Below are 6871 nucleotides of genomic sequence, written 5' to 3' on the forward strand. Positions count from 1 at the left end.
CTGCGATGCTCCGGTGAGCTGCTCGCCTCGGCGCGGCGGCATCCGCCGCCGTGAGTCGTCTGCACGCGAAGCTCAGGCCGCCTCACAACGGGCGTAGCGCTGAGCGGGATCGCGGCGGAGAGGGCGGGATTCGAACCCGCGGATCAGTTTCCCGATCGCACGCTTAGCAAGCGTGTGCCTTCAGCCACTCGGCCACCTCTCCTGGTCTCCAGGAGGATCCGCCCGGCCAGCGCTCAGCGCAGGGCCCAGTGCGGATCTCGAAGCTTCGACAGTAAAAAGAACGTTGACTCGACAGACGCTCGGCGCGGGCCGTCGAGGGAGCGGCAACATACCAAAGAGCCTGTCGCCGTGCACAGAAGATCGTGCGGGGAAGCGTCGGCGGCGACCGATACCTCCAGGGGACGGGACGGCGGCCCGGAACGACGAGCTGCCGGGCTCGACCGATGGACCTCGGGCCGGCCAGGGAGGAGGAGGGGCGCACCTGCCCAGAGAGCCCTCCATGAATTTAAATCCATGAAATTACTTAATTTTTTAGCAATTTTCCCGCCTCCCGGTCGAGCCCGGCCAAAGACCGGCCGGAGCGGAGCAGGCGGGCGCCCGGCGGCTGCGCCCGCCGTCAAGGGTCATTGCGGCACGCCGTAGGCCAGGGCGAACAGCACGGCGCTGAGCGCCGCGCAGACCCCCCACGCCCGGGTCGCGCTGCGGGCCAGGAAGGCAACGCACATCGCCGTCACCCAGAGCGGCACAACGAGCGCGAAGCCGAGGAGGCTCGGCGTGTCCCCGGAGAGCGGCGCAAACCGCGCGACGCACGCGCTCGCCAGGACGGCGACCGGGAGCGTGCCGACCAGCGCCGCCAGCGGGCGCAAGGGGGCATCGGGCCGGGCGAGCCGGTCGCTAGCCATGACACGCTCCTGCGAACGACAGCGCGGCGACCGCGGGAGGGCACAGGAGCGCAAGGCCCCACGCGGCGCGCGGCCACAGGGGCGCGAGCAGGACGAACAGGCTCGCGGCGCAGAGGAGCGCGGCAAAGGGAACGAGGTACGCCGCGGGGCCGGCCTCGGTCCGGCGCCACAGCGCCACCGACAGCGAGAAGGAGACGGCGGCCAGGACCCGGGCCGCGATGCGCCATGCGCGCCCCCCGCGCAGCCGCGACGCGATGCCGAACGGAACACGCTCCGGCCGCGCCGCGTGGAGCAAGGCGAAGGCGAGATACGCCGCCAGCAGCGATGCGATCTCAACCATGGGACGCCGTCTGCCCCCTGGCCATGAGCCCCGCCCCGCCATGGGCCAGCGACGCCGGCGGCTCGTCCTGCGTCGCCTGCCGAGGCGCCTCGTGCCTCGAGGCCGCCCGGCGAAGCGCCCAGGCCGAGGCGCAGAGCGCCGCAGCCACCAGGAGGAGCGCGACGTCGACCGCGACGACCGCCCCGAGCCTCGGCCCCGCGCCGAAGAGCCCCGCGCCCGACCAGCGCGCCGCGAGCGCGGGGACAGGCAGCAGCAGGAGCCCCGCGAGCCCGATCTGCCGCCACCAGAGGCGCCCGCCGTCGCGCGCGGCGAGCGCCCACGTGATGCAGAGCCCGAGCGCCGCGAGAAACGTGAGCTCCTCGGCCGCCATGCGGCCCGCCCAGTCGAGCGGGAGCGCCCGGCTCGCCAGGAAGAGCGCCGCGATCGCGACGAGGGTCCCCGCGCCGAAGCCCACGGTGAGCCGCGCGAGGAGGCGGTTGCCCAGGCTCTCGCGTCGCGCCTCCCGTCGCGCGAGCCAGATCCAGTTGCCGGTGAGGATCGTGGCGCACGTCGCCACGGAGAGCACGAGGAACAGGATGCGCAGGGCGACGCCGCCGAAATCGGCGTAGTGAAGGCCGTAGATCCAGCGAATCACGCCGCTGCGAGCGCCCTCCGAGCCCGGCATGTCGAGGGAGAGGACCGCGCCGTCGGTCGCCCGCAGGCGCACGATGCCGCGCCCGAACGGAACTCCCTCGACCGGCCCGCGGAGTTCGACCGTCCCGCTGTCGAGGCCGTGATGCCGGATACGGTATCTCTCAGGCACGAACCGGGGCTCCGCCGCGCGCGCGCGCGCCGTGAGCTCGTCCAGGGTGAGGCCGCGCGCGGGCGCCCCTGGCGCCGGCTCGTCTGCGAACGACGCCCCCCAGGCCACCCGGTCCGCCCGCGCGGCGTCCCCGCCGAACACGGGACCCGTGAACACCTGCACCAGCAAGCCGAGGAAAACGAAGAACGCGCCGGTGTACGCGTACAGGACCTGAAACGGCAGGCCTATCACGCCGAGCACCTTGTGCATGTCCGACCACAGGACACGGCGCGTCTTGTTCGGCCGGAACCGATGAAACTGCCGGACGATGTCCTTCAGGTGGATGAGCACGCCGGTCGCCAGCGCGAGCAGGAGCGCGACGCACAGGAGACCGGCCACATAGAACAGCCACGCGCCGGTCGCTCGGTGCCAGAGGTAGTGCAGGTCGTAGAGGAAGTCGGACAGCCGCTCGCGCTCGGGCACCAGCCCCTCGTGGATCCACGACGAGACGCGCTCGCCCTGCGAGCTGTAGAGGATCCGCGCGGCGCCCAGCCCCTCCTTGGGCAGATCGAGCCAGAGCTGCTCGGGCGTGGCGGGAGCGGCGGCGAGCCCTTGATCGAGCGTGGCCTGGAGCCCCACCTGCTCGATGGACGAGCGCCGCTGGGTCAGGGGCTCCTCCCACACTTCCAGCTGCCGCCGGAAGAGCGTGATCCCCCCCGACAGGAACATGACGTAGAGCAAGAGCCCACCGATCACACCGGCCCATGCGTGCACGTCCCAGAAGGTCGTGAAAGCATGGCTGGAGAGCTTCTTTGCCATCGCGAGTCACACTGTCCCCTCGCGCGGAGCGCCGCGCGCCGCGCGCCGCGCGAACTTATCGCACCTTCGCCAAGCCGTGCAGGTACCCCGGCGCCGTCAGGCCGACCTTTGGGCCGCCCTCGGCGGTGAGCTCGATCAGCGTGCTCTCCGTGGAGCCGCTCTTCTCCTCGATGGTGAAGACCCGGCCGTCGACCTCGAAAAAGGAGACGTTCGCGGGCGAGGGGGCCAGCTCCGCGATCGCAGCGGCCTCGTTCGTCGCGGTGTCCCACCGCCACCAGTGCCACGCCGGCTGGCCCGTGATCTCAGAGGTCTTGGTCTCCTCGCTGATCGTGGCGAGGCCCTCGTCGAACACCCGGAGGAAGAGGCTGTCCCCGCCCGCGGGGATGGGATCGCCCACGATCGCGCCGTCTGCCAGCTCGCCCAGGCGCAGGAGGAAGTCCGGGTCGAAGGCGTCCGCGTCCTTCGGGATGCGCAGCGCGCAGGGCTCGGTCTCCAGGCGCTCGACGTGATAGGCCGCCCCCGCGAGCGCCGAGCTCACGAAGTAGGCGTCGCCAGAGGCCGTCTCGACGGACTGCGTGATCCCGCCGCACCGGTCGTCGACGTCGAACCGCACGACGGTGTCCGTCTCGGTGTCGATCGCGACGAGCCCGGTCTCCGGAAGGACGGTGTCGGTCGTCTTCCAGTCGAACCACCCCACCGAGAAGAGCAGCGTCTTGCCGCGCAGGACCGAGCCATATCCGTACAGCGCCAGGTAGCCCTCGCGCGCGGTGTCCGGCAACGGGATCGTCGCTTGCACTTCCATCGTCGTGGGGTTCCACACGACAATCTGCTCGCCCGCGCGATCCGGATGGTATGCCTTCGTCGGCGAGATGACGTAATTCGTGGGCCAGAGGGCCTCCACGCCGAAGGGCTGGAGGCCGATCGCGTCTCCCTTGACGAGCGCGCTGCCACCATCGAGCGTGTACTGCGAGATCGTCGGCGACTCGGAATCACCGATGCCGAACCAGCCCTGGTCCTCGAACGCGAACAGCCTGGCCGAGCCGGTGACCTCGAGCGCCTGGGACGGGTCGACCGCCGTGCCTTGTTCGAGCGACGGCAGCACGTAAAAGTAAGAGTTGGTCGCGGTGTCGTCCCAGACGCGCGTGGCGACCACGAACGCTGGCCCGCCCACGCCGCCGCCGCCGCTGCCGCTGCCGCTCGGGTTCGGCTCGTCGTCCCCGCAGCCGCTGTTGCCCAGCGCCACGGCGAGGAGCCCGATCGCGAGGAGCGCGGTGCCCGCGCGCCTCGATGCCGGCGAGTTGTTCCAGATGGTTCTCATGACTTCTCCTGACTCTCCATCACATCTCCAGCATGGCCTTGGAAAAGAAAGCCCGTCCGGGCCGCTGGATGCCGTAGAAGTCGAAGGCGGGCTCGTCGGTGAGGTTGTGGGCTTCGACGGTGAAGCTCAGGGTGCGCGGCGCGAGGCGCGCGACGTAGGTGAGCGCGAGCGAGTGCAGGAGCTGTGAGTTCACCTTGGCCTTGCTCTCGATCAGCCCCGAGTTCGCCCAGCCGACGTAGTACTCGTGCACGTAGCGCGTGTCCCAGGTGAGCGAGACCGCGTCGCGCGCCGCGAAGACCTGCTGGAGCTGCACGCGCGCCGAGCCGTTGGCGAAGAGCCACGGCCGGTTCGGCATCCGTTCGCCCTCGGATCCAGCGAAGTTCCCCTCGTCGGACGTCTTGCGAAAATCGTCATAGGTGATGTTGCCGTCGAGGGCGACGTGCTCTCCCGGCGACGTCCAGCCGGCGGCGGCCTCGATGCCCAGCGACCGGGCCCCCGTGACATGGATGTAGGTGAGCTCGTTAGGGCGGTTGTTCAGCACGATGAGCCGCTCGATCGCGCGGAGAAACCCGTTCGCGTCGAGCCGCCACGCGCCCGACGCGGTGTCGCGCGCGTCGATCGTGAAGCCGAGGTTCGCGTTGTGGCTCGTCTCGGGCTCGAGCGCGAGGTTGGCGAGGATCATCGCCCCGTCGCCGAACACCTCGACGGGCCGCGGGAGCCGCGTCGCCCACTCGTAAGACGCCTTGGCGTAGAGCCACTCGGAGACGCGATAGCGGAGGCCGTCGCCGACACCGAGGCGATGGGTGTCGCGCTCCCGCCGGCTGAAGCCCCCGCCGAGCCCCAGGAGGGGCTCCTTCGCGCGGAGCAGCTGCACGTAGTCTTTCACGAAGAAGCTGTTCTCCAGGCGATCGTCGAGCAGGTTGAGCTGGTGCTCGACGCCGTGCACCCAGGTGAGCATGCTGCGCTCGGCGCCGAGCGGGTCGCGGGCCTGGGGGCTCGCCCGACTGCGCTCCTCTCCCGTGCGCGTGATGAACGTGGGAGACACGGAGATCTGCAGCGCGTGCTCCGGGTGGGGCCGGTAACGGAGGTTCAGGCGGCCGAGGCCGCTGTGCTCCCAGAACACCTGATCCCGAGGGGGCCTCCGGTCCTCGCCTGGCACGGTGCGCCGGCGGATGCAGCGGCCGAACCAGTCGTAGATGCACTCGCTGACATCGAGGAAGGTGGCGCGCCCGTACGTGTACCCGAGGAGCGCTTCGAGGGCGACGCCGCGGCCGAGCCCTTGCTCGTACTGGAGCGTCGCGCCCGGCACGGTCTCGCCGTTCGTGACCTCGCCATAGGGCACCTTCATGACGCCGAACTTGTGCTGATGCTCCTTGTCATAGTCGGTGACGAAGGCGCGCAGGAGCAGCCGCCGCGCCCAGGGCCGGTTCACGAAGCCGAGCTCGGCGCTCCCGCCCGCCGCCCGGTAGGCGTCGTGGAAGCGGTAGGCGCGGGCAGGCTGCTCGCGGCCGGTGTTCTCGTTCGGCACCATGACGTCCACGGGGTAGTCGTTCTTCGCGGCGTCGAAGAAGCCGCTCACGCGGGTGAAGAAGCCGCTCGGCTCGTGCAGGTGCCGCGCCGAGAGCGTGAGCCGGTGGGTGTCGTAGGAGCCGATCTCGTAGGACGCCGCGCCATGGGTGCCGCGGACGTCCCGATCCGTGACCAGGTTGACGGCCCCGCCCAAAGCGTCGGCGCCGAGGCGCACCGGGACCACGCCGCGGTAGATCTCGACGCGCTCGACAAGGTTCACAGGCACGTTCGAGATGCCGAACGGGTACCCCGCGAGGTCGAGCGGCACGCCGTCGAGAAAGAAGCGTATCTGTTCGTCCGTGAGGCCGTTCAGCGAGAAGCGCGTCCACGAGCCGAGCCCCGCGCTCCGCCGCACGCCGACGCCCTCGGTGCGGGCGAGCACCTCGCCCATGTCGGCGGTCCTCCGCTTCGCCTCCTCGATCTCGATGACCTTGATCGCCTGCGCGGACTGCCGGAGGCGCTCGGCCATCGCGGCGCCGCGCACGGTCACCTCGGCGGGCGCTGCGCCGGTCGCCTGGGCTGGCGCCCCGACCGGCCGGGGCGTGATCTCCGCCGTGGGCGCGGCCGGGACGCTGGCTCCCGCGGGGACCCCGGCTCCGGTCGATCCGGCCGAGGCCCCGGCTCCACCCCCCGCCGACGAGGAAGGCGCGGCCGGGGGCTCCTCGGGGAGCTGGAACTCGTAGCCGTAGAGGATCCGTGAGGCGACCGGCGTGCCGCCCCGGCGCGCCGGCGTGAAGCGGGATCGGAGCGCCGCCGCCCGGGCCGCCTCGTCAAAGCCGTGGCCGATTGGACCCGTGACCTCGGCCTCGGTCACGCGCCCCGCCGCATCGATCAGGAGCTTCAGCACGACCGTGCCCTCCTGTCGTGCCGCGCGCGCCTCCGGCGGATACTCCGCCTGGGCGAGCTCGAGGAGCCGCGGCGGCTCGATCGCGGGGACCCCGGCGGCGGCCGGCGAACGCTCGTCCACCGTCGAGCCGGCAGCAGGCGCGCGCGCGCTCGCCTCACGGCCGCCCTCCGCGCGTCCAGGGCCGTCCGGCACGCCGCCCTCCTGAGCGTGCGCCGGCGCAGGCACGCCCGGCAGCAGGAGGGCCATCAGGCCTGCAAGGAAGCCTCGAAGAACAAGAGAACGTCGCGTCACCGCA

5 protein-coding genes and 1 tRNA gene are annotated in these 6871 nt (G+C 71.3%); all 6 read right to left on the bottom strand.

The annotated features are described in order from the left end of the window. Positions 1 to 115 precede the first annotated feature (115 nt). A tRNA-Ser gene (locus tag WME75_RS42075) sits at positions 116 to 202 on the bottom strand. 421 nt (positions 203 to 623) lie between these two features. Then, positions 624 to 902 carry a hypothetical protein gene (locus tag WME75_RS42080; protein WP_437482957.1) on the bottom strand — a complete coding sequence of 93 codons (279 nt, stop codon included), beginning with the start codon at positions 900 to 902 and terminating at the stop codon, positions 624 to 626. Next, complete coding sequence (locus WME75_RS42085; protein ID WP_437482959.1) at positions 895 to 1242, bottom strand: hypothetical protein; 348 nt, start codon at positions 1240 to 1242, stop codon at positions 895 to 897. The genes WME75_RS42080 and WME75_RS42085 overlap by 8 nt, the downstream gene beginning before the upstream one ends. Further along, the gene (locus WME75_RS42090; protein ID WP_437482961.1) at positions 1235 to 2842 is read right to left on the bottom strand and encodes a PepSY-associated TM helix domain-containing protein; all 1608 of its coding nucleotides are present in this window, start codon (positions 2840 to 2842) and stop codon (positions 1235 to 1237) included. Before WME75_RS42090 ends, WME75_RS42085 begins: the two co-directional genes overlap by 8 nt. Positions 2843 to 2897: 55 nt before the next feature. Beyond that, the gene (locus tag WME75_RS42095) at positions 2898 to 4160 is read right to left on the bottom strand and encodes a hypothetical protein (protein WP_437482964.1); all 1263 of its coding nucleotides are present in this window, start codon (positions 4158 to 4160) and stop codon (positions 2898 to 2900) included. 19 nt (positions 4161 to 4179) lie between these two features. After that, positions 4180 to 6822, bottom strand: a complete 2643-nt coding sequence (gene mxcH, locus WME75_RS42100) for a TonB-dependent siderophore myxochelin receptor MxcH (protein ID WP_437482967.1) — start codon at positions 6820 to 6822, stop codon at positions 4180 to 4182. Positions 6823 to 6871: the final 49 nt, after the last annotated feature.

Source organism: Sorangium sp. So ce1014, assembly GCF_051521505.1.
Lineage (GTDB): Bacteria > Myxococcota_A > Polyangia > Polyangiales > Polyangiaceae > Sorangium.